Below are 21686 nucleotides of genomic sequence, written 5' to 3'. Positions count from 1 at the left end.
CGAAAGCGTCAATTCTCAAATATGCTAAAATCACCTGCAGCAGCGGCTTTCAGCAGCAATGCCTGCCATACGTTGCTATAGGCAATGTCTTTGTCTGTTTCCGCCCTGATAAGCACATATAAGGCCTGGGTAACGTCCACCAGGTTGGTTAACCCGTTTTTATACAACACCGATTTCTGGAGATAGGCATCAGAAGCGGCTTTCACCTGCACCGGTACTTCGCGGTAGTTGTCGAGCGCATTCTTTATTTTCTTATCTGAGAGATCGAGTTGTGCGTGAATTTGCTGATTGGCCAATTCATATTCGTATTGTAATCCTTTGCTGATCTGCTGTTGCGACCTTACCTGCCGCGAAATGCGGAAAGGCTGGGTAATGTTCCAGGTAACGCCTAATCCCAACAGGTAGTTGGTGCGGGTAGGATTCACCCCATCCCAGTAGCCGTGCGAATAATCGTTTTGATTAGCGATATAGCCGGCGCCAAAACCAGAGCCCCTGGTCTGCAATACGCCTACCAATGTAAACGCAGGGTAGTAAAAGGTTTTAGCGTATTTCGATTGTTCATCGCTCAGGGCAATCCGGCTTTTATACCATTGCAGTACCGGGTGATTTTCCAGGGTGAAGGTATCTGAAGGGATGGCGGGGATACGCGACATATAAGTCGTGTCCAGTGTAAATTCCTGTGGCGGAATGCCCAGGAGTTGTGCCAGCTCATTGCTTTGGGTTTGTTCAAAATCCTTCGCTTTTGTGAGAGCAATTCTTGCGCTGGAATATTCGGCATTGGCCTGCGATGAATCGACGCCGGCAATGAGACCGTTGAGTACGCGGGTGCGTACTACCCGGCGAATGGTATCCGCCCTGTCGAGGTTTTCCTGGTATGAGCGCGTGAGCTGCTGCGCTGCCACCAGGTTTAAATAAGTGGCCGCCACTTTTACTTTGTGCTTAAAAATCTCTTGTTGCCAATCTTTATCGTTCTGTGTAGCGGCCGCTAATGCAGTTTTTACTTTTTCTTTGGCTCTGCCGAAGGCAAAGAAGTCCCAGTTAATATTAGTAAGGTATAATGCGCCGAAAGCGGCATTCCAATTCTGATGATCCAGTGCCGGTCCGGCCGAAGCTGCCGCAAGTCCGCCAAATCCATACATAGGGCCATTTTGCCCGTTGATAGTACCGTAATCCTGTTGGGCTGATAGGTTCAGGTTGGGCAGGTAATCGCGGCGGGCCTGGGATACTTGCTCCCGGGAAGCGGCTGTGTAGCTGGCTTTGGCTTTGATAGTGCCGTAGTTGGCAATAGCGGTATCAATAGCCTGTTTAAGGGTAAAGACCTGTTGGGCATAGGTACGGTACCCTGAAGATACCAGCACTGCTGCCAACAGCAAATGTTTCTTACTCCACATGAATAATTAGATTTTACAGTTGAAACATCCTGAGGGATATCCAACCACAAAATGACTGCATCATTTTGAAGTAAACTTGAAGGAAAATATAAAATTCATATTTTTTTGTGAGAAGGGATATTACACGGCCATCGTATCCGCCCCGGATAAAGCCCCCTGGCCATTTACCGACAACGCTTCTTTATCATAAAAACTTACCCGGATACTGTGCCAGCCATCGGCGTAGTCGTACACCACGGTGTAGTTGTTGACTTCACAGATCTGTTTTACGATGGCCAGTCCCAGCCCTATACTATCGGCGCTCTGGTTACTTTTCTTGAAGCGCTGAAACAGCTCGCAGGTGGGTATCTGCGGAGGAAGCCCGGTATTGCTGATGCATAATTCGCTGGCAGTAAGCAATACATTTATTTGCCCGCCATCGCGGTTATGGCGGATGGCATTGCTCAACAGGTTGCTGATCAGCATTTCTGCCAGGGCAGGGTGAATGCTGAGTGGTATGTTCTTATCCAGGCTGGAGGTGAGTTTGATTTCCCGCATGGTGATCCAGTCTTCATAAGTGGCCATCACGTCTTTCGCTACGCGGCAGAACTTAATACTTTCAGACACTTTGAATTCCTGGTTCTCCAGTTTGGTGAGCAGGATGAGCGAGCGGTTGATATGCGATAATTTTTCGATCGCGTTCTGCATATCACCGATCAGCGCTGCCTGTACGCTGTCGATATTGGTTTCCGAGAGCAGTTCAATTTTGCTGCGGATTACGGCCAGCGGTGTTTGCAACTCATGCGACGCATTTTCACTGAACTCTTTCACAGCGGCATAATCTTCCACGGCCTTGTCGGTCATCTTAGTGAGGAAAGCGTTGAGCTCTTTGAATTCGGTGGTATTGGTTTCCGGTAGTTGCAACTTCTTTTTCTTTTTGAGGTCGAAGCGGTGAATGGCTTTCATGGTGTGGCGCAGCGGGGAAAATATCTTCCGTGACAGCAGTCTGGCGGTGATCGACACAGTGAGTATCATCAGCAGCATTTTCCATACTACGGCGCCCAGCATCCCGCGGAAGATTTCTTCCGAGCGGATCACATAGTTATAGGAAGATATTTTATAATATTGGTTGCCTACCTTGTACCAGGAGTTGACCGTAATGCGGCATTCTTTCTGTCCCAGGTCTTCCGCTACGGCGTAGTCTTTTTTGGTTTCCACCTTTCCTTCCGGAATGGGGCCAGGAACGGCCGCTATTTCAATGGGGCGGCCATGGGTATAGCGATCGGGCTTCTCTCCTGCCCGTAGTTGCTGGGCCACGCGGTCATTCACCGCTTTCATGCGCTCTATTTCCGCCTGGTCCAGGTGTTTTTTGATATTATTACGGGAGATGACCATGGTAATGGGCGTTACCAGGAACACGATACCGATAAACCAGAGCGTTATTTTATTCAGTAATTTCATGTCTTCGACGTATTAAACTTATAGCCTAAGCCATAAACCGTTTCAATGTAATCTACTCCTTCTGCGGCACTGATCTTCTTTCTCAGGTTTTTTACATGTTGGTATACAAAGTCGAAATTAGCCAGGTTATCCGTATAATCGCCCCACAGATGTGCAGCAATAGATTGCCTTGAAAGTACGCGGTTCTTATTGACCACAAAGTACAACAACAGATCGAATTCCTTGCGGGTAACGTCCAGCAGGGTGTTGTTGATCATAGCCTCCACGGTATCTGTATTCAGTACTATTTCATTGAAAACTACTAAGTTATTGCCTTCCAGCTTCTTTCTCCGGTAGATAGCCCGGAGCCGGGCATGGAGCTCCGGCAAATGGAAGGGCTTGGTAACATAGTCGTCGGCGCCGCCCTCCAGTCCATTTACCTTGTCGTCCAGGGCATCTTTGGCTGAAATAATGAGTACACCGCTGGCGATATTTTCCTGGCGGATGAATTTCAGCAGTTCCAGGCCATTACCGTCTGGCAGCATGATATCCAACAGGATACAGTCGTATGTAAAAAGGGAAAGCTTTTCCCGGGCCGCCTCAAAGTTATAGGCCAGTTCGCAGATATACTTCTCCCCGTTGAGATAATCGTATATACCGCTGGCCAGTTCCTTGTTGTCTTCTACAATCAATACTTTCATAAAAACATACCTGTATGCAAGGTGCGGGGTAAATTTAAAGCAATTTTGAAGTTTTTGGCGCGCAAAAGAAAGCCCCCACAGCATACCGCTGCAGAGGCCTTATCTTAATCTATCATTCTACTATTTTATTTCCTGTAACATTTCCTTTACGGCGGCTTCCAGCTGGGCATCTTTACCCTGCAGGAACTCCTCGTAGCGCAGCGGTACCCGGATATCGGGTTCTATCTGCAGGTTTTCGGTAGGACGTCCTTCCTTGCCGATAGTACCTACCATCGGGATACCGAATACCATCGTAGGATCTATCTGGGTTTCCCACCATACGGCGGTACCGGTGCCGGGTACCGGCATACCGATTAATTTCCCGATGTTGCCTTGTTTGTATACGTAAGGGAAGATAAAGGCATCGCTGTAGTTGCCTTCGCTCATCAGCACACAGCTGGGAGCCTGCCACTGACCGGAAGGCTCGCCACCCTTCAGGCGATCGCCCTGGGGCGCAAACTCCAGGTATTTTTTACCGCTAAGGAAGTTGTACAGGTCATCGTGCAGCCATCCGCCGCCATTAAAGCGGGTGTCTACAATCAGCGCCTTTTTATCACGGTTCTGCCCCATTACTTCGTCATATACAGAGCGATAGCTGGCATCGTTCATACCCTGTACGTGTACATAGCCAACCTGCCCGTTGCTGAGCTTATCGACCATTGCACGCATAGCGGCTACCCAACGTTTATACATCAACGTATTTTCTTCGCCACCAGAAATAGGCTTCACGGTTTCATCCCAGCGCACTTTGGTATTGGGGTTGTAAATGCTCACCAGGATATTGTTGCCGGCTTTGCGGTTCAATAATGTGGCCCAGTCACTTTTATCATTGATGGCGTTACCATCAATTTTTTCAATGATGTCACCTTTTCTTAGTTTGCTCGCAGCTTTGTCGAAAGGACCACCTGCAATCACAGCGTCGACCTGCAGGCCGTCGGCACGACTGGTTTCATCGTACAGCAGTCCTAAAGAAGCGGTATTATCGCCGTTGACTGGCTGTGGTGAATAACGGCCACCGGTATGGGAACCATTCAGTTCTCCCAGCAGTTCGCTCAGCAATTCTTCAAAGTCGTAGTTATTGCTGATATAAGGCAGGAAGCGGGCGTAATTGTCGCCATACATCTTCCAATCCATATTCCGGAGAGTAGGATCGTAAAACTTCTCCTTTACCTGTTTCCAGGCATGCCAGAAAATATATTTACGTTCTTCTTCCTGGTTCAGCGACAGTTCCGTATTGATGCTTACCGGCGTGATCTTACCACTGCTGGCGTCTACCTTTACCACGCTACCGCGGTTGCTGACAAAGAGGGAGTTGCCATCTTTGCTCAGTTCAATACTACCCGGGGTACCGCCCATTTTAGCCAGGATCTTTGTTTCACCGGTCCTGGGTTCTGTTACCCACAGGTCGTACCCTTTTTCAAAAGCGGCCATGTAGAACAGTTTGGAGGCATCTTTATTCAGCACATAATCACCGATAGATGCGCTGTTGATGGTGAGCTTTATCTTCCTGTTTTCCAGGTTGGTAAAGTCGGGTGTGAAAGTCTTTTTGCTGGCAGTATCTTTTGTTTTTGCCGTGGAATCCTTTGTGGTTTTAGATTCCGCAGCTTCTTTGTCTTTCAGCAGATTGAATTCATCTTTCGATAGCTTGAACTTATCATACGTTGGCTGATCGAAGAAAACAGCGTATACATCTACTTCCCGGCTACCTTGCTTGGCGAGGGACTTACGTCCTTCGCGGCTGCTGGTCCAGGTGAGGATCTTTCCATCATCTGACCATTTGCAGTTTCCTTCGCCAAAGCCGCTGTTCACCGGGTAAAACGGTTTGCCTTTACCATCCACGGGGATCAGTGCGGCATTGTTCATAAAGAAATATCCTTGCGAATCGTCTGTTACGATCCATTTGCCATCCGGGCTCCAGGCAAAGCTCCAGTCGCCGTCGGAATAAGAATGATTATGCCCTTCGGGCAGTATCGTGCGACTTTTGCCGGCTGCGATATTGAACACTTTCAGTACATTCCGGTTTTCCACGTAGGCAATTTCTTTGCCATCGGGAGAAAATACCGGCTGGAATTCTTCTGCATCGGTAGCGATGACCGGTTCTTCTTTCAGCAAAGTAGCTGTAAAGAAATAAGGTTCTTCCTTACGCACTTTGGTGGTTTGGTAGATATCCCAGTTGCCGTTGCGTTCTGCGGCGTATACCAGTTTCTTTCCGTCGGGCGACCAGGCCACCATACGTTCCTGCTGGGGCGTGTTGGTAATGCGTTTGGTGAAGTTGCCATCTACGCTGGCCACAAACACTTCTCCCCTGGCGATGAACGCCATTTCCTTTCCGTCGGGGCTCATGGCAAACTCGGTGATATTGCCGCTTACCGGTACATTTTTTACGGTAGCCGCACGGCCGTCGTTGAAAATATTTACTTCGAGTTTACGGGGTTGTTCCCCGTCTTTCAGCGTATATATTTCCCCGTTATAGGTAAAACAGCAGGTGTTGTTATCAGACTTAGACAGGTTGCGCACCGGGTGTTTGGTAAAGTGGGTCAGCTGTTGCAGGCTGTTTTTATCTGACAGTGAGCCTTTGAACAGGTTCTGGGAAACTCCCCCTTTTTCAGACAGGTAATAGATATCGTTGCCATTGCCGAATACCGGTTCCCGGTCTTCTCCTTCAAAGGCAGACACTTTTTCATAGCTACCTTTGGCCACATCCATTACCCAGATGTCGCGGGTAACGGATGATACGTGGTGCTTACGCATGGGGTCTTCATATCCCTTTCTGTCCTGGAAGATGATCTTATCGCCTGTTTTATTATAGTGTGCCACGTCGGCGCCGGCGGCGCTGATCAGGGTAGCGCGACCACCGGTAACGGGCACGGTATACATATTCCGGAACAGGCGGTACGGGAAGCGGATGCTGGATGCTGGTGCATTCCGGGCGCTGCCGAAAAGTACCTGTTTATTGTCGGCTGTAAAATCGTAGGGAAAATCGCCTGCGCTGTTGCTGGTGAGCCGTACGGGCGTACCGCCGGTAGCGGGCATCACAAATACGTCGAAGTTGCCGTACCGGTCGCTCGCAAAGGCAATATATTTGCCATCGTGGCTCCATACCGGCATCATATCATGGGCTTCGTGGATGGTGAGTGGCACGGCTACGCCGCCATTCGCATCTACCCGGTAAATATCTCCTTTATACCCAAAGGCAATCGTTTTGCCGTCGGGGGAAATGGATGGATTTCTCAACCACAGGGCATTTTCCTGGGCATGGGACATGGCTGCCAACAGCAGGGCAGCACAACTGGCTAATAATCTCTTCATAAGCACCGAATAGATATTTGTTGTTTGGAGCAGCTATAAAAGCTGATCAGCCAAGATAAGAAAGGTAGGGCTTTCTTCAAAGGCGATATTGACAAGTGGTGGAAAGCGAAGCGCGGAACGCTACCACGGCGGATGTTTCCTGTGCCGGCAACGCTACTTATCATGTGATCAGTGGAGAATAAGGCGGATAAAGCGCGGGCGATAAAGATGAGGAGATGCCGGCAGCTCATGGAGGAAATCGAATGAGTTGACATTATAGCTGATCAGCAGTTCTCCCGGCCGGGATAAATGCGGATGTGCCTTGGCGTTATACACAAAAAAGTGTTTGTTTTCCTTTACTTCCGGGCACTCCCATATTTTGATGACGGGGCCGAATGGGCCGGCGGGACTGGCCCCCAGGCGAAGCCCCACGGCCGTTCCTATGCCATCTACCTGGAAGATGAGGGCATAGCGCCCGTCTTTCAGCGGGGTGACGCTTAATTCATTGGAAGCGCGGTTAGCAATGGTGGCCGCGTGGCGGATATTGGGTACCCATTGCTGCCCATCCCAAAAGCGCCATCTCCCGAAATTTTCGAAATCGGCGGGCAATACCCGGGCTACCATCACGGCTTTCTGTGTCCCTTTCACCCCGTATACATATACATAGCCATCCGGATGAGGCGCGCCGGCGGCTTTGGTGTTCACGAAAATACCGGCGCCAAAAGAGCCGCTGCCAGTGGTGCTGTCGGCCGCCAGGAAAAAAGGGGTATCCAGCTGCCGCTGCGCCGTATATGGCGGGCGACTATGCGCCGGCAATACCAACAGGGCATTTCCCACTTCTTCAAAGCCAAAATCCTTATCGCTGACATTACGGATGCGGTAAGCGAAGATATAGATGTTGTGGTGCGGGGCGGTATTCACAAACCCATCGCCCAGCCAGTAATAGTCGGCTTTCCCCGCGGCGGGCGTACGTGGTTCAAATAGCGTTGCCGGCGCGTGATGGTTATCGGTGTTCCAGTAGAAATGGATGTTTTCTTTTAGCGGTTCCTTGCCTTTCAGCACGGCCACCGAATTATGAATCATGGAAAAACCCGGTTGCAGCTGACCATCGCGGATATCACCTGCCATGGTATCACTGAACACAATGAGCGTACTATCCCCCTCGTGTGGCGTATCAACACCATTGAAAGGAATCGTGAAAATACCATCTCCCCCAAACCAGCCACTATTGCGGATAAAAAGGCTATCCCAGTCGAGGGCTCTTTCTACTGTATAATTCAGCTGGTTTAACGAAGGAATACTATCGTTAGTCATGGGCGAACACCAGCTACAGCAAAATAAGGTGAGGAAGGTAAGCATACAGCTGGTAAGATAGAAAATATTTTTGGTGCATGCATTATGAATGAAACATCGTCCCGAACACACGATCCCACAGCGTAGAGCTTACGCCAAAGCCCAGGGCATCGTCTTTATAATGATGCAGGTGATGATTGCGCCACAGGGGCTTCAGCCATTTAAACGGCGGTGCCCAGGCGTGGATAGCGTAATGTATACTGCCATACGCCAGGTAGCCCGATATAAATCCGGGAAAAAACACGAAAGCATTACTACCCATCAACAGGTAAAAGACCGCTAAAAGGAAAGATGAGATAATGACGCTGGGCACCGGCGGCATAAACAAACGCTGCCTATCGCGCGGGTATTCATGGTGGTTGCCATGCAGCGTATAGGTAATCTTCCTGGCCATGGGATTTTCGCTCACCCAGTGAAAAATGAAGCGGTGAGCTACGTATTCGAAAAGCGACCAGGCTAAAACGGCCATTGAGTAAATTAGCGCAATGCGCAAGAGGGAGTACTGTAAGCTGGTATAGCCATAGTAGAGCATATACCCGATCACAGGTAGGTACATACCAAAAATAACGATGGGATGGGTTTTCGTTAATAACTCCAGGTAGCGGTTGGCAAAAATCTGTGCCTGTCCTTTGTTGTGCACTTTTTTGAACTTCATGCGAATGGGTATTAGTTCGCAAAATTGGAAGGATGGCGGGGAATGGCCATGAAAATTGGCATGAACCAGCGAAAAAGGGGGTTGAGTTGAGGGAATGAGGGAGTTAGTTGTGATTGCACCTGGCATACACTATACACGGCTTTGACATGCTTTAAACCGGGCGTTGATTACTTTTTATTACGGCTATTGCGGCTTTGTTCGAACCATCCAATCCGGATTTATTTTCTCTTTATCTCTGCAGCGAGCTCCCTGATCCTTTTATCCTGTTCTTGTATTATTTTGTTCTGCTCAATCAGGTACAACGTTAGCTCTTCTACTTTCTGTAACAATTTTCTATTCATTTCTCCCAAATCCAATCCATTACTTTCCACATCTTTGGCAGCCGGCATATCAGGCAAATGCTCATATGTCTTTATGTAGTTCTCCACCTCCTGAAGTGAAGCAAGATGGTAAGCAGGCTTAAAAACAAAATCGGGCCAATTGTTCTTCTGCTTCACCTTGACAGCTTCGGATACAATTGCTCCCGCCACGGCCAGTTTATATCCCTTGGTATCTGTTGTTCCAATACCCACATTGCCATAAAAGGCAGCGGAGGAATCTGGAGCCAGCTTCATTACCGGATAAGTAACCGTGCCATCACTGTATTCGAAAAAGAACGGCTTATACTGCGCGCTATATCTTTTCTGCAACCTGATCCCAAAGGAGTGATTCTGTGGATAGCTCATGTTATAGATATCCATTATCTCCTCTTCATTGTCGCCGTTCACCAGGGCGAGCGTAGCTTCATAGGCATTCTTATTGGCTCTCGGCGACCATATCTTCATAATAGTAAAATCATGTCCATCCCGGCGAAAGTAAGGAATACCGGAATTACCATAGTTAAACAACAGAGAAGAAGAAGTGCCGGCATAGTTGTCTGCTTCATAAACATCCCTGCTTACATCCCAGCGGTCGGCTCCATTTGACCGAATGAGCGCAGCTCCATCCAGGTTGCCTTTTACAACAAGCGGATCATTATAATTCATCGTTCCGCCATCCACCACCAGGTTGCTATTTGTTATTAATGCACCTTTTTGAAGACGTGTACGAACGGTAGTGCTATCCCCCCGTTGTGTGACAGTTTGTAAGCTTTCCTGCGCAAGAATATTCAGGAAAAACAGGAGGAAAATCCCTGTAGTAGTAATAAGTTTCATAGAGGTTCTTTGAATTTTTTCCGGGTTAAAATGACAGGTTAACAAATATAATAATCATCCAATGGTTAAGTCAATATCTGTATCAAATTGCTGCACCGTAATGATATACTCCTTTGCTACTGAAATGTTATCAAATAACCGGTACAGTTCATCCCAGCTCGTGCTCAGATATCTTTTCCGGTCGACATTCAGAACAATACCGGTGCCTTTTTCCCGCCTGGAGAACGGCTACCTGTATGTCCGTTAACCTGCCTTTACAATTATTAGTTAATTCTTTAACAGCAAAAAAATTATCTAGCATCAATATCAGACGTTACGAGCAATCGGCAAGTTATCTTTATAATCTCATTGGAAGACACTATGCGCTACTCATCTGCAAATTTTAGTTTCGTCTGAATAAACTTCTTCTTGGATCTATCAAAATCAATTAGAAAAGTATGATCTGATGGCGCAGACGTATTTAAAGCACTGTTTATAAACGTAAGTTTTAATTGTATCTGATCTCCCGAGAGTGTATATGAACCCTCAAAAAAATCACCTATATATAGCAAATCATCATTTTCAATATTAGCATAATATATTGAATCAAGAGAAAGTTTCTTCCCATAAACCCATAAATCCAGAGAGAAGCATCGCATATCTGCTGCGCTTTTCGTCGTCCTATAATCTCCTCGAATCTGTTTTAAATAAATATTTCTATCTCCCGAAAATTTACTGATTTCACATTTACACTTTGTAATCAAGGATTTGCATTTCTCTTGAATCATTTTAACTTCTTTTGTAAATGACTGAGCCCAAACATTACTATAAAAAATGCATATCGTTATTGCAATACATATGGCTTTACGGTAGGTTCCTGCGATATTTCTACTTTTTGCGATACTGTTTTCTGAAGTTGTCCCCATAAGTTATCATTAATATTATCGGGTGATTTTACATACTGTGACAGTGGTTTAGGTTTCAATCGCCCTGTATTAGCATTAAAATAAGAATGAACAAATGGTCATAACCCCGATTTCTATACTTCGCACTGGCCCGATAAATCGGAGGGCCTCAGCATTAATAAAACCCGGTCAACTGACCGGGTTTTATTAATGCTGAGGCTATGTACCATCTCCATTAGTTAATTATCAAATAATCTCCATCGCTATCTATTGGAAATAAAATATTCTTTATCACTAGGGAGGCTGTAACTATTTTATTATCATCAATAAAAATACGTGCATAAAAATCTCCCTTCAAACAATTCTGACAAGTATCTTCACTTATTCCTTCTACTAAGACGATCGAAGCTGCTCGAACACCAACGTCATTCCTATCCCATACTAATTCGTCAAATAAATTATATTCATGCCGCCAACAATCACCATATTTAAATTGAATAGCCCAGCTTTGGATATGCTGACAATTAGGACAAGAGCAACTCTTCAACTTCAAAATATTATATATACCCATAGTTAATAAGTTCTTACATTTCTATTCGATGCCTTTAAAAAGGTAAATAGTTTTCACCCCTTGTCAAAACAGCAGCTCCATTATTTTCAGCTATTGTTGTCACACCCGCATCTTTTACCCTCAAGTTTTTCCCTATGTCTTGAGCTTCTGTCGGGTACTTATTGGGTGAGTCCGAAGGCAGGAAGTTTTTAAAAGGCCCCTCTATACTTAAACGGTTGAATGATATTTCTAAATTCCCTGATCAGGATAAAAAATGTATCCAATATGCACTCGATGCTTTGATCAATAACGTAAAATTCAAAGCTATTCAATAAACAGGATCTATCCTACATCGTACTTATGATAGCTGTCTTTATCAGAGATGCAAAATTCAACAAACGTATACTCATTAATAAACAAGGATGGCCAAAATGCTTGACCATCCTTGTCGATTCTACTTCAACAACGCATTATTTAAAATTAATTCCTCAATATTCTGAGAATTATATTTTTTCTGGGTCGAAACAATCTTTCCATCTCTTACCCAATATGTTTCACCCCAACCATCAGAACGCAATCCATTTCTATCAAAATAAGGTAGCGAATCTGGATTATCTATATCAAAAAAATATAGAGGTATGCTAATAGCGCCAACTAAAGACTGTATTAAATTTCTCAATTGTACGATAGCATGGCTCCAATTAGCGTACAAAAATATTATCCCTTTTTCAATAGATACTATGTCATCTGAATAATTATTTATTCTAACATCGGGATGCTTGGCAAGTAGTAATTCTAATTCTGAGCTCATTTACTTCATTTTATATTGAACCGTTTTCTGAACAAATTCATCAGCCGTACCAGGCAGCATTGTCTGAGATTTCTCTGACACCAACTGAGCCTTGTCCTTTAAAAAATTGGATAACTTTGAGAAAAACGGACTATCAGCAGCAGAGTAAGTAATCGTTGTACCTGAACGAGACAACCTGCCTATTTCAGACAATTCTTGCTCAAATAAAGGTGAATTATTTATTATTATTTGCTCAGCAGAACCATTTGCAAATGTTGACGACAATGCCCTACCATTTGCAAATCTAGGATTAACAGCTATATCAGCAAATCCAGCTGCCTCACCTTCACCATAAATATTTACCCTAAATCTACTTCCACCCTTGATGTTTCCTAATCCTCCAGCTGGCAATGCTGCATTCTCCGGCCCTATTGCGCCATTATACTTAGCCACAGTAATACCCAACATATCAGCCAAAGATCTATGCCCATTCTTTCCACTCGAAAGGTCTTCCAAAGAGTTATAAAACGTCCTTACATCAAAATTCTTCCACTCTTGGGGCTGTTTGGCATCAAGTCCACCATACCTATCTATTGGCTCATCATATGTAGTATGTACAGTAAATAGTTGACGCTGGTTTACACGATTTTCATACACAGGAACAGGCGCATCATTGTAGGTACTATGAGAACTTCTATACCCAACCAGAACCCGATCAACAATATCATTCTTACCTAAATAACGGAGCTGTGTATTACCATCCTTATCCTTTATATATGTAAAATGATATTCCTCCGCGCCATCCAGATCTATAGCTTGAATAGGTGTATTTCCCGCAAATTGATACGGCGTATAATGTGGGTATTGTTTTGAGAGAGGATCTGTTGACAGGAACTTGCCTATGCGTGGATCGTATATACGCATTCCATAGTCAATCTGATTTCCTTCACCTTTGATTTCATTATCATTCTCCTTCCCATTAAATCCATACCTGTAAGAACTTCCATTCATTTTCCTTCCCACGAGCTGCATGCCAAACGGCGCATAATCCACGGCACTGGTAATCGTCGCATCATACAAACCTCCGGAAGCCACTTTATTATCACTCACCGTTGTCAATACGTTTCCGAGATGATTGATAATTTCATAGTCCCGGTTATTGATAGCTGTCCACAGCGCATCTTTAGTAGCGGTACCGGCCAGTTTCATATTAGGCTTCCAGCTTCCCAGGCGACTACTTCCATAAAGATACTGTTCTTTCCACGTAATATTTGCATCGCCTGTTTTTTGTTCATAGGTAGCCAATACATTGCCCTGGGCATCGCGCTCGTAGATCGTATAGGTACTCACGCCGGCAGCGGTTACCACTTTCATACTACGATTGCCGGAGGCATCATAAAAGTACTCAATGACAACGCCAGGTTTGGTGATTTTGGAAATTTTGCCAAATACATTCCACTGGATGTCAGATATCCCCCCAGTCGTGTCTTTAACGATGTTTCCAATTTCATCATATTGGTAGTAGTCACCCGCTGCATTACCAGTGGCATTTTGCACATAGGCAGCGGGATGTTGATCAAACACATCGATACCAGGATATACCTGCGCGGCTACGCCGTCTTTAAAATACCTTAAGCGGTTGCTCGTAAGCTGGCCTTTGGTATCGCGTGGATACTGGTAGGTCAGTTGATCCATTACCGTAGTACCGGTGCCATTGCGGTTATACGTTAATATGTTACCGTTGCCATCATACGTAATATCTTCCGCATAGGCATCTACTTTCTGTGCCATGCCCCAGGTAGTGGCAGCATTGGTGAGCGCATGCTGACGCATAGTTCTCAGGCGGTTCAGCTGATCGTACCGATAGCTGTAGCCTACCGGGGTGCCGCTGTTGATACCTTTCAGTGACAATACTGAGTGCGAAATGTTACCGTTGTACAGGTTTTGCCCGGCCAGGTCGCCACTTTGGGCGCTCCATTGTAGCGCGAAAGGATTAGCAGTACCCGTTACGCCAATAGGCTTATAGTCGCCCTGGAAATAATCCAGGCTAAACCCTGCCACGTCTTTAGCGAAGTTGGCAGTAGGGCTACCGGTGTTACCATCTTTCCCCATTTCGGTACCTGGCAGCAGGAAGTTGCCGTTAATACCTTTCAACCAGCCTTGCAGCGTATAAGCGTAGTCTAAGCCCTGTATGGAGTTACGACCCAGCTCCGTACGTGCCAGCGGTCCATGCTTGTAATAACGATAGGCGGCATCTGTAACAGGGTTGGCAATAGTCCATTTATCGGCCGATACACTGGCGATACCCGATTTGGCGGCAATAACCCTGTTTTCTGCATCGTAGTCGTAACCATAGTAGAATTGATCATCTTTGTCAGGATGATATAATACGGTATTTACCTTTCCACTCACCAGGTCATAGTTATAGTCTGTTCTGCCATACTGTATTTTCAGGTTGTTATGCCAGGTAGACTTAACGTTGCCCAGCAGGTCGTAACTATACAGGCGATCATCTGTTACCAGCCCACCCTGTGCATTATAGCTGTAATGCGTAGTTCTTGACACCCTGTTGCGCAGGAACTCCTGGTAACCATATTGTATGGGCAGGGTCGACAGATCATATATAGTTTCTACATAATCAGGCTTCCCATTGTTGATAGTCAGGAAGTAGGAATAATCCAGATCCCCCATAAATCCAGGCGATGGAACGGAATATACAGGCAACACTTCTCCAACTTCGATGATGCGCCCCAATTGGTCGTAGGCAGTATAACTATATTTAGCGCTCTTGGCCTGTTTCGCATTCTGCGAACCTACCATTCTGCCTTTATAATCGAACCAGAAGTTCGACGTGCCTGCATCCGGGCTTTTCTGGGACACTACCTGGTTGAGCGACGTATAGGCATAATCGGTAGTAAGCCTATGCATAGGCGCTATCGGCATAGGCCTTACTTCCACGTTGGAGTTAGGCCCTCCTACGGTTCCCGGTGCACCGTTTGCCGGCACATTAAACCTCGCCCACATGGTGAGTGCGGTTTGCCCGGCAGCTACGTTCATACAAGGTTCCAGGGAGTTAGCATAGATGTCCCCGGAAGTCAACTCCTTATTGTATATTCTCAGGTGTTTAAGATCCGCCAGGTCCTGGGTAATGGTAGTACCGGATGGACCAGCCGTCATTTCCCATTCGCAGGGTGAAAATGGCGCTTTGGTGTCATTCGACATCAGCTCTCCATTTACATATAAACTCATAGGACCACCGGCAAAATCGCCCTGCAGGGCCAGGTGTGTCCAGCTGCCCGTTGGGAAAGCGCTCACCGGTACCGCAATATCATTGGTATTGGTAATGGACACATCCGCCCCCACCGGATCCAGCTTATGTATGGTTACATAACAATAGGTGCTGCTCAGACAGGTGGTAATGAAATACTTATTGCCTGTGGTAGCCGTAATAACGCGGGAAGCACCACTAGCCCGCCCCTTGATCCACATTTCGATGGTGGAGGTATTCTTACTATCCAGTGTTGTATTGAGGGCAGTGAGACTACTGGTTAAATCGGCATTCTGAACAGGTCCTGTATAGTTACAGGTGAAATCCGCCGGGATAGTCGTAGTGGTACTATTTAGCCGCTGATCATCCAATACATCTACGCCTTCCGGTGGCACAGTTCTTACCAGGTTACCCGCCTGGTCATAATAGTAAAGTGTGAAATGATACTGTTGCTGCATGGCCTTCAGGTTCACGATCGATTTGGCGCCGCTACATACGGTGACATAACGGGCGCGAAAATCCTGCCTTACAGAATCAACATATTCGCTGTACCGGCGCCTTCCGCTCACCACTGCTCCATCGAGCATATCCAGCATACAACTGAATGGATCTATATCCTGCGATTTATATACCGGGCTATTGCATAATATCGCGGTAGTACCTTCCGCCGTTATTTTCTGGCTGAATGCCAGGTAGTCGGCATATCCCAGCGCAAATCCCCAGCGATGGTTCAGGTAAGTGGTCACAATCGTTTCATAATTGGCATGATTCACATCCAGCCCACCATTCCACGGCTCCTGCGATAACGCTGTCATAGCAGCATTATACTCCGTACCGGTGATGCAGCCTTTGGCTTGTGGATCACCATCCAGGAACACCGGCAGGGTTATCGTTGAAGCGATCAGGTAGCGACAATTGCTGCAACTTTTTACCAGTTGGTCCAGCTCTGCCTGGGTCAGCGTCATAGCTGCCCCGTACTTACCAGACAGATACTGCCAGAATGTTTTGCCTGCGCCCTGGCTGGCATATTCTGTTTGTAACGCCGACAAGCGGCTACAGATGCTGGTATTGGAGACATCAATCGTCTGTTCAACCGTTTGTGCCTTTACATTATATGGATACGGGCTACTGAGTATCCAGGGGTTGCAATCCATCTTCATGGATGTTGCACCTAACACACCCAGCATGGCGTCTTTGAAGGAGCGGTATCCTTCGGCGGTAGCTACAGGGGTAGCAGCACTGGCGCCGTTAACATGCGCTACATCTCCTCCGTTTTTACATACTGCCACCAGTTTCTGGCGTAGTGTCGCCAATGTTGTTGATGGATAAGTGCTGCCCAACTGCCGGATCCAGGCGTCTGCATTGGCCTCACAATTATCGGCGATCATGGCTGTTACCTTCAGCTTGCCATCAATAGCCAGGGAATCGCCATTGCTGGGATATGATTTACTGTCTATTCGTTCCAGTCTCGACACCTTATTTTTATAGAGCGGCGAACACGAAAGGGGACTTCTGCTAACACATTTTCTCCAGTTGATGGTAACAGTCGGCATGGGATCTCCTGAGTAAAACCCGGTGAAATACTCGTAAGCATATGCATTGGGGCCGGTCAACGTAACGGTTCTCACTTCTGTTTTACCTACAGTTTTGATCGTCACATTAAATAACACTATACTACCGGGAGCAAAAGGCTCTGTCAGGTGAATGACAAAGCGGGCCGACTGAGGAGCGCCGCTGCTCAGAACTGCTGATTGCCCGGTGGTCTTGGCAAAGCTTAATAACAGGGTATCTATCTGTAGCGTATATGCAGGCGTACAAGAAACCGTATCGTAAATAACAGATGGCGGGAAACTGGAAGATGTATACCCGGCACAGGAAACGGTATCCACTGTTACCACATTCAGTGGCGCCCCGGAGTATATACAAATTTTCTGCTGGCGATCTCCCGGCTGGAAAACAGCGACCGCTGTGCCTCTACTGGCATAGTACGGAAATCCTAATACCACCCGCGTAGTTACTCTTATTGGTTGTCCATTGTTTATGATGCGCACAGATTGTTCTGAGCTACTACAATTAGCAGTATCGGCCACAATCGCAAAATCTGTTGCAGACGGGCAATTATTGGAAAACACCTCTATCGGACGGCCTATCTTACACATGGTTCCACAACGCTGGTCAGCTATCTGCTGATAATATTTTTCCTTTAACTGGAAATAATAACGGGCATACAACGCCCATTCCCGGTCAATTACCCGGCACTGCGCCTGGGGAGTACAGTTATTCCACCTGGCAATCAGCCCTGTATTAGCGCCGGTACTGATATTAGAAAGGCTATCGCTGCAATACAATAGATAATCTACATACTTGCTCAGGCTCTTCGAATTAAATCCATAACCGGCAAAAGGTGTTTCCCTGGAAGAATAAATGTTCAAAGCCGTAGCCAGATCGCCAATCTGGGACTGGTACTGTGTATTCGCCGTAAAGGGATCTGCTGAAAATAACCAGAGTGCATCTGCCGGATCATACGTTTTCCCGACATACTTTGGCAGGTCTGCCGCGGTTAAACACATCGACTGTACTTTCGCATCCCATTTCTTGTATGTGGCTAACGCCTCGCAGGTTTGCAACTGGCAATATTCCGGATGATAAAATACGAATTTATCGGCCCATTCGTCCCTCCAGTTGTCTACCAGGTCTTTCAGCGTAAATAATGAATCATAGGGAGACGTTTCCGTACCATCGGGTTTCATGAATTTCGCATCTTTATACGTGGTATAAGTTGATGGCAATGGAGGAAAGACTTTTCTGAAAGACTGTGACAGTACATTAATTTCCTCTTCCAATGCGGTACCATAGGAGTCAAAGAGCGCATACTGGCCACCCGGCGTTACATCCTGCCGCATCACTTTCCTTAGTTCGTCGCAAGGACCACTACCACAATTAGTTTGGGAAGCCTTACAGGTAGCTAATAATGCATCATACAGCCCGCTGCTCCAGGCATTTAATTCAGTGGCATTTTTAGTTACTTCTACTTTATTATCAGTTAAACGTTGGTTTACCTTTTGCTGGAAAACCGCTTTCGTACCTAGATTGACTTCACAATTACTACAATCACTGAAGCAGCCGGAGAAATCAGTCTTCCTCAGCTGCGCCATGATGTAGAAAAATTCAACCCTGAGATTAGTATTCCTTTTAATAAAGTCATCGGTATAGGCAGTGATCACATCAGGATTCAATGCCAGCTCAAAAGTAACTGTGTACTCGCCCGCTTTTTGCAGATCGACGGTAAACGAGTTCTCGACAATTCCTTCATCATTACAATTAGAAGCGGTGCTGCCTATTTTTATGGCCGCAGTGTTCGCATCTATCTTATTATTACAATCATCAAATACATTTATTTTCAGTTCATAATAACAGTTACTACAGATGTCCACATTATTTTCCCGGTAACGCTTAATTAACTTTTCGATACGGTATTTAATACTCGCATTATGATCAGGCACTGCACAGAGATAAGTAGTAGTCCCTTTTATTTTCATCTCCTGCGGATCAAATACAAAAGACTCCGGCTCCAATATACGGGTATCTGTGGTAGATGCCAGGCCTTTAGAGCTCAATGGCAATACATTATCTGGTGCATTACCACTCAGCGCTGTGGCAACCGGTTTCCCACTGCTGTTCACATAGCTGATGCTGATTTGCCCATTGGGATCGATCGTCATATTTTTCAGGAAGTGAGATGCATTTCCTGCATCCGCCGGCCCAAAAAGCCGGTCTAATTCCCATTGCATTGGTTTGCCGTAGAAATACTTCGTGGCATGATTCAGGCTTTCGTCCTGGTTGGGCTGCATGGTTTCACCCACCCCTCCCTGCACACGTACACGGCCTGTATTATCGTTGGTATAAGCCGTTACAGATAGTGGGTATCCTCCAGCATCCGGTACATATTGCGTAAATGCATCCTTGCCCAGGAATGGATTCTGTGCAGAATAATAACGGGACGCACCAGCGCTGATATCCATCGGTGCTGGTTTTACTACACAACTTCCGGTGGTATTGTTGTAAACATCCTTATAAGTATAAACACCTTTGGCGCCATTAAGATTTTGATTGGGGTAATACTTAAAGACGTCGTTATCTATAGGTGTTGGCAGGATGTTAGCGGCTACCCGGCCAAATTCATCGTATACATTTTCCTGCAACACTACTTTCTTATCGCTGTTATTGATGGTAACGGTCTGCCTGTTACGCAGGGTACCATCGAAATAACTCACTACTTCCTTTTTCTTCCCTTCTTCCGCATAGCTGGCGCTAAACTGCCAGTTAAAACCGGGCAGGTGCCAGGAAATATCCAGTACCCTGGCCACGTCTCCCCCTGCCAGTTTTACCTGGTAGGTCCATGGGTGTTCTTCCCGGAATCCATCTACATACAGCACATAACGTACACGGAGCAGCAGGTACTTGCTGCTATGTAACAACGTGATATCATAGTTATGTTGCGAAGTAGTGATACGTGTAGCGTTATTCCGGAACATACCTTCCAGCTGTGCATCGGTAATAGTTGCCCGGTTGGCAGTAATGAACCGTCCATTGTCTGATTCTTCGTCGATATAAGTCCACTCCAGGTCGTACTCCTGGCCGGGCACCACCTCGTTCCAGTTAACATTAACCTTGTCGGAAAGCGGTGCTGCGGGGGCGGCCATTGGCGTTGCCAGGCCGCGCATCTGGCTATTTGTCTCTGTACCCGGGTCGGCTACACTAAAAAATGCGGACATCGTCAGCGCTTCCTCTTTCTTTGACGTATACTGGCGGTCGACAATCACCTGTCCTTTCAGCATAAAAATAGGTGGCAATTCATCTCCCAGTTCCTTACTGGTGATATTATTTATCGTCAGTTTTATCTTGTACGCATTCTTGAAGGTATAGATCTGTTCTGCCTGAAACGGTGCGGCTGCCGCCGTATCAAAGTCTATTTTCAAACTGGCATGATCGATCGTAATCGGATCTTCCTGGTCCGGCTGGCTCCAGTATTCAATTTTAAGGTCCAGATCGCACTTAAATGGTTTTTCCGGCTGGTATACCGAATCCTTGTATAAGCCGAAAGTAATGATGTCGCTTACAAGCTTATTGTTAATGGTACTCCAGTTGTATGCATCATTCTTAAACTTCTCATCTTTGATGATCAGCGTATCTCCCTTTTTGAACCGGCCATGCAATTGTTGCTGATAGGATTCTACCTGTGCTTTCACAACAGCCGAGATGCTAAGCATCAGCAATAAGCTAACAACAGCCCGGATACAAAAGATATTAAATTTTCTACAACCCATAGGTAGGGGCATTAATGGTGAATATAGGTTAACACCTTACAGTGTTGAAATCAGTTTATATTGGCTGTAGGCACCGGCTGGCAGCCAGCTATTGCCATCTTTTTTCAGGTACCGGGACAGCATGAAATAGCTATCATTGACCTTTCCTTCTTCCCATCGGTTGAAAGTGATATCTACTACACGATCCAACGCTTTATTAAATGGGTCGGAGAGATTTGTCAACCGCATGTACATGCCGTTCATCTTCCGGGAAGCACGGTTATAGGTAATTTTCAATTCTTTACAGGAGGCATGCTGCTCGCATAAAAAAGAAACGGTTACCTGTTGATCTACCTCCCTGGTACTGATGGCATAGCTATCATCTTCCCAGAGCGCGATGATGCTGTCTACCGGCAAATGCGCGACTGTAGTAATCGTTTGGGGCGGGGTTACAAACATCCTGTTAACAGATTTATTGGTAGAAATATTAACGTCTTGCAATTGTACCATCTCGCTTTCGCCCAATTGATAATACAAAAGGCTATTTTTCCGCTGGTAATTAAAATCGGTACGTAAATCATCGGAAGGGTTGGCAGGGTCCGTAGCCACAATTTTCCCTCCTGTTTCCAGTACAGGTATGCTATCCATACGCCGGTAAACGGCTATCAGTTCTTTCAGGATAGCTGCCTCTTTTTCTCCATACCGCGGGTTTTCGGCAGGGGCATCCTTCACCGGCTGTGGTGTCCACCAGGTCCGCAACAGGGGCATTCCTGCGAAGGCGCCTACGCCCAGCATTACCGCCAGTGATAACATAATAAGTTTTCCGGGTCTCAGATATTTATTCATCTT

12 protein-coding genes are annotated in these 21686 nt (G+C 46.3%); all 12 read right to left on the bottom strand.

Features of this window, described 5'->3' with window-relative positions; genetic code table 11:
* Positions 1-8: 8 nt before the first annotated feature.
* The 12 genes from FHW36_RS15795 to FHW36_RS15740 all read right to left on the bottom strand — a co-directional run bounded on the left by FHW36_RS15795 (position 9) and on the right by FHW36_RS15740 (position 21683).
* Positions 9-1391 carry a TolC family protein gene (locus FHW36_RS15795; RefSeq protein ID WP_145670533.1) on the bottom strand — a complete coding sequence of 461 codons (1383 nt, stop codon included), beginning with the start codon at positions 1389-1391 and terminating at the stop codon, positions 9-11.
* A 120-nt stretch (positions 1392-1511) separates the two neighbouring features.
* The gene (locus FHW36_RS15790) at positions 1512-2831 is read right to left on the bottom strand and encodes a sensor histidine kinase (protein WP_145670532.1); all 1320 of its coding nucleotides are present in this window, start codon (positions 2829-2831) and stop codon (positions 1512-1514) included.
* On the bottom strand, positions 2828-3511 hold the full coding sequence (locus FHW36_RS15785; protein WP_145670531.1) for a response regulator transcription factor: 684 nt from the start codon (positions 3509-3511) through the stop codon (positions 2828-2830). Before FHW36_RS15785 ends, FHW36_RS15790 begins: the two co-directional genes overlap by 4 nt.
* Positions 3512-3631: 120 nt before the next feature.
* Positions 3632-6859, bottom strand: a complete 3228-nt coding sequence (locus tag FHW36_RS15780; protein WP_145670530.1) for a S41 family peptidase — start codon at positions 6857-6859, stop codon at positions 3632-3634.
* A 168-nt stretch (positions 6860-7027) separates the two neighbouring features.
* Positions 7028-8197 carry a DUF4185 domain-containing protein gene (locus FHW36_RS15775; RefSeq protein WP_145670529.1) on the bottom strand — a complete coding sequence of 390 codons (1170 nt, stop codon included), beginning with the start codon at positions 8195-8197 and terminating at the stop codon, positions 7028-7030.
* Positions 8198-8234: 37 nt separating this feature from the next.
* On the bottom strand, positions 8235-8846 hold the full coding sequence (locus tag FHW36_RS15770; RefSeq protein WP_145670528.1) for a sterol desaturase family protein: 612 nt from the start codon (positions 8844-8846) through the stop codon (positions 8235-8237).
* 218 nt (positions 8847-9064) lie between these two features.
* Positions 9065-10039, bottom strand: a complete 975-nt coding sequence (locus tag FHW36_RS15765; protein ID WP_145670527.1) for a hypothetical protein — start codon at positions 10037-10039, stop codon at positions 9065-9067.
* 365 nt (positions 10040-10404) lie between these two features.
* Entirely contained in the window at positions 10405-10944 is a 540-nt protein-coding gene (locus tag FHW36_RS15760) for a hypothetical protein (protein ID WP_145670526.1), read from the bottom strand.
* A gap of 214 nt (positions 10945-11158) precedes the next feature.
* Positions 11159-11494, bottom strand: a complete 336-nt coding sequence (locus FHW36_RS15755; protein ID WP_145670525.1) for a hypothetical protein — start codon at positions 11492-11494, stop codon at positions 11159-11161.
* A 433-nt stretch (positions 11495-11927) separates the two neighbouring features.
* Complete coding sequence (locus FHW36_RS15750; protein WP_145670524.1) at positions 11928-12284, bottom strand: hypothetical protein; 357 nt, start codon at positions 12282-12284, stop codon at positions 11928-11930.
* Positions 12285-20801: an RHS repeat-associated core domain-containing protein gene (locus FHW36_RS15745; protein WP_186452476.1), complete on the bottom strand. Its 8517-nt coding sequence runs from the start codon at positions 20799-20801 to the stop codon at positions 12285-12287. It abuts the gene before it with no gap.
* Between the two features lie 93 nt (positions 20802-20894).
* Positions 20895-21683: a hypothetical protein gene (locus tag FHW36_RS15740; protein ID WP_145670522.1), complete on the bottom strand. Its 789-nt coding sequence runs from the start codon at positions 21681-21683 to the stop codon at positions 20895-20897.
* Between the last annotated feature and the right edge of the window lie 3 nt (positions 21684-21686).

Origin of the sequence: Chitinophaga polysaccharea (assembly GCF_007829335.1) — a bacterium.
Lineage (GTDB): Bacteria > Bacteroidota > Bacteroidia > Chitinophagales > Chitinophagaceae > Chitinophaga > Chitinophaga polysaccharea_B.
The sequence above is the reverse complement of the archived record's forward strand: the minus strand, read 5'-3'. Positions and strand labels throughout refer to the sequence as shown.